The sequence below is a fragment of the Paenisporosarcina sp. P4_E4_2 genome (assembly GCF_056401595.1).
In genome coordinates this window covers 1-1,977 of sequence record NZ_JBFUJC010000455.1, presented here as the reverse complement: position 1 = coordinate 1,977, position 1,977 = coordinate 1, and the positions used below count along the sequence as shown (strand labels likewise).

At 34.3% G+C, this 1,977-nt stretch carries 4 protein-coding genes; 3 read left to right on the top strand and 1 reads right to left on the bottom strand.

The genetic code is table 11. The features are described 5' to 3' along the window. The 3 genes from AC1DSB_RS18585 to AC1DSB_RS18575 all read left to right on the top strand — a co-directional run. The coding region (locus AC1DSB_RS18585) for a MarR family winged helix-turn-helix transcriptional regulator (protein WP_477587339.1) at positions 1-266 on the top strand (266 nt) is incomplete at its 5' end. Continuing rightward, positions 257-610: a DUF3147 family protein gene (locus AC1DSB_RS18580; RefSeq protein ID WP_477587338.1), complete on the top strand. Its 354-nt coding sequence runs from the start codon at positions 257-259 to the stop codon at positions 608-610. The genes AC1DSB_RS18585 and AC1DSB_RS18580, both read left to right, overlap by 10 nt. Positions 611-708: 98 nt before the next feature. After that, the gene (locus tag AC1DSB_RS18575; RefSeq protein ID WP_477533103.1) at positions 709-1,176 is read left to right on the top strand and encodes a 2-thiouracil desulfurase family protein; all 468 of its coding nucleotides are present in this window, start codon (positions 709-711) and stop codon (positions 1,174-1,176) included. A 324-nt stretch (positions 1,177-1,500) separates the two neighbouring features. Here the strand turns inward: AC1DSB_RS18575 and AC1DSB_RS18570 are convergent. After that, positions 1,501-1,977, bottom strand: a 477-nt coding sequence (locus AC1DSB_RS18570) for an ABC transporter permease (RefSeq protein ID WP_477587337.1), incomplete at its 5' end; no start/stop codon positions are given.

Below are 1,977 nucleotides of genomic sequence, written 5' to 3'. Positions count from 1 at the left end.
CATACATACAGGTTTCTCATAATACTGCCTCGGAACACGTTAAAAGAATGATTGAAAAGAACTATTTAATAAAGGGGAGAGATCCTCTTGATGAAAGAAAAGTAATTCTTTGTCTAACGGGTTATGGTAAAGAAGTTTTACATAGAAATACTAGTTTAGATGAAGAAAAATTAGAACAAGTGTTGAATCAACTTGATGACAATGAAAAGAATTTAATAGAACAAGCCCTAAAAATCTTAAGTGATCGTGCAAAACAATGTCTGTAATAACGAAAATTATTGCTTCAGCAATCGTTATTGTTGTTGTTACGGAGATTTCAAGAAGATTTCCTTCATATGGAGGAATAATAGCTGCTCTTCCTTTAGTAAGTTTACTAAGCATTACATGGCTGTATGTCCAAGGGGAACAAACAGCAACGTTAAGCAAGTTTGCATTAGGGGTACTTTGGGGATTTCCTGCAACTGCTGTTTTGTTAGTAATCGTTTATATAGCCTTACAAAACTCCGTTCATTTATTTATATCCATTGGTTTAGGAGTATGTGGCTGGTTGATATTTTTATTGGTTCAAGATCTTGCTATAAAATACGTTAGAGTTCTGTTCTTCAACTAACGGGGCAGTTTAGTTTAACAAGAAATAATAGGTTAATTTATCTGTTGAAATGGTGTTAAACTTAATAATATTCTTATTATTTTATTGAGGTGAAAAAATTGATATTAGTTAGTTCTTGTTTAGCAGGTTTAAAAGTTAGATATAACGGAACAGATAGTTTAGATAATAGAATACAAAAACTTTTATCAGAAAATAAAGCTATTACTGTTTGTCCTGAACTACTTGGAGGTTTTCCAATTCCAAGAGAGCCTGCTGAAATCGTTGGGGGAGATGGTGAAGATGTATTAAATGGGAAGGCAATAGTTGTTGAAAAGTCAGGAAGAGATGTTTCTGACCTATATGTAAACGGAGCATACGTTACATTAAAGAAAGCTCAAGAGTTAGGTGCAACAACTATTATCCTTAAAGATTACAGCCCATCTTGCGGTAGTTCTATGATTTATAATGGCGAATTTAAAGGAAATAAAGTTACTGGTATTGGTGTCACAACAGCTCTACTAAGAAGAAATGGTTTAAAAGTAATTTCTGAAGAAAATCTCACTGATTTTTTGGATGGATTACAATGAATGTTCTTTAACTATTGGGGTGCTTTACTTCAATAAGGAGTAAAGCCGTTTTTCTTCTTCAACTAACGGGGCAGGTTAATTGAACAAGGTACAATTATTCGGTCTATTAATCGATAGAATATGTAGAAGGGGAAGTTGGAAATGATACTTTTAAATGGAGTAAGTGGGTTTAATGGCCCTGACCCAGTAACCGATGGAGAATATTTCAAAAAAATATGTTACTCGTTAATTTATAGACTAAATGTGAATGTACGAGTGAATTTGTTTAATTGCATAAAAACAAGGAGGTCAAGCAATTTTACCTCTTTGTTTTTATGCATTTTTTCACACATTTTCTTTTAATACGTTGTATGGATTGGTTCGCAATGCTTTAACTGCGGGAAAGCATGCACCTAGAATGCCAACCAATACCGGGAGACAAATTGTCAATGAAAGAATCGTCAATGAATCCCAAGGAAAGATATTATACATGATGCCAATGTAGGAAATAGATAGAACCAAACCGACTATTCCTGCCAAAAAACCCACTAAAGCCCCTTCAATAATAATAGAACGCGTAACTGTCTTATCTCTCCAACCAATCGATTTAAAGAGTGCTAGTTCGCCTTCTCTTTCCACGATATTTTGCCACATCATCTCAGCTGTAGTAAGTGCACCAATAATTAGAGCCGCACCCATGATCAAGTAGTGAGATTTGTTTACCTCAACTGCAACAAACTCCCCTAACCAGGATGTATATAAAACTCCATCTAAACGGAATGATACGTATAGGTAAAAGGATAATAATGTGGAAGGTAAAGC

Bases quoted from the DNA above. Each gene is read 5' to 3' on its own strand.
- AC1DSB_RS18580 (WP_477587338.1), top strand. From the start codon at position 257: ATGTCTGTAATAACGAAAATTATTGCTTCAGCAATCGTTATTGTTGTT.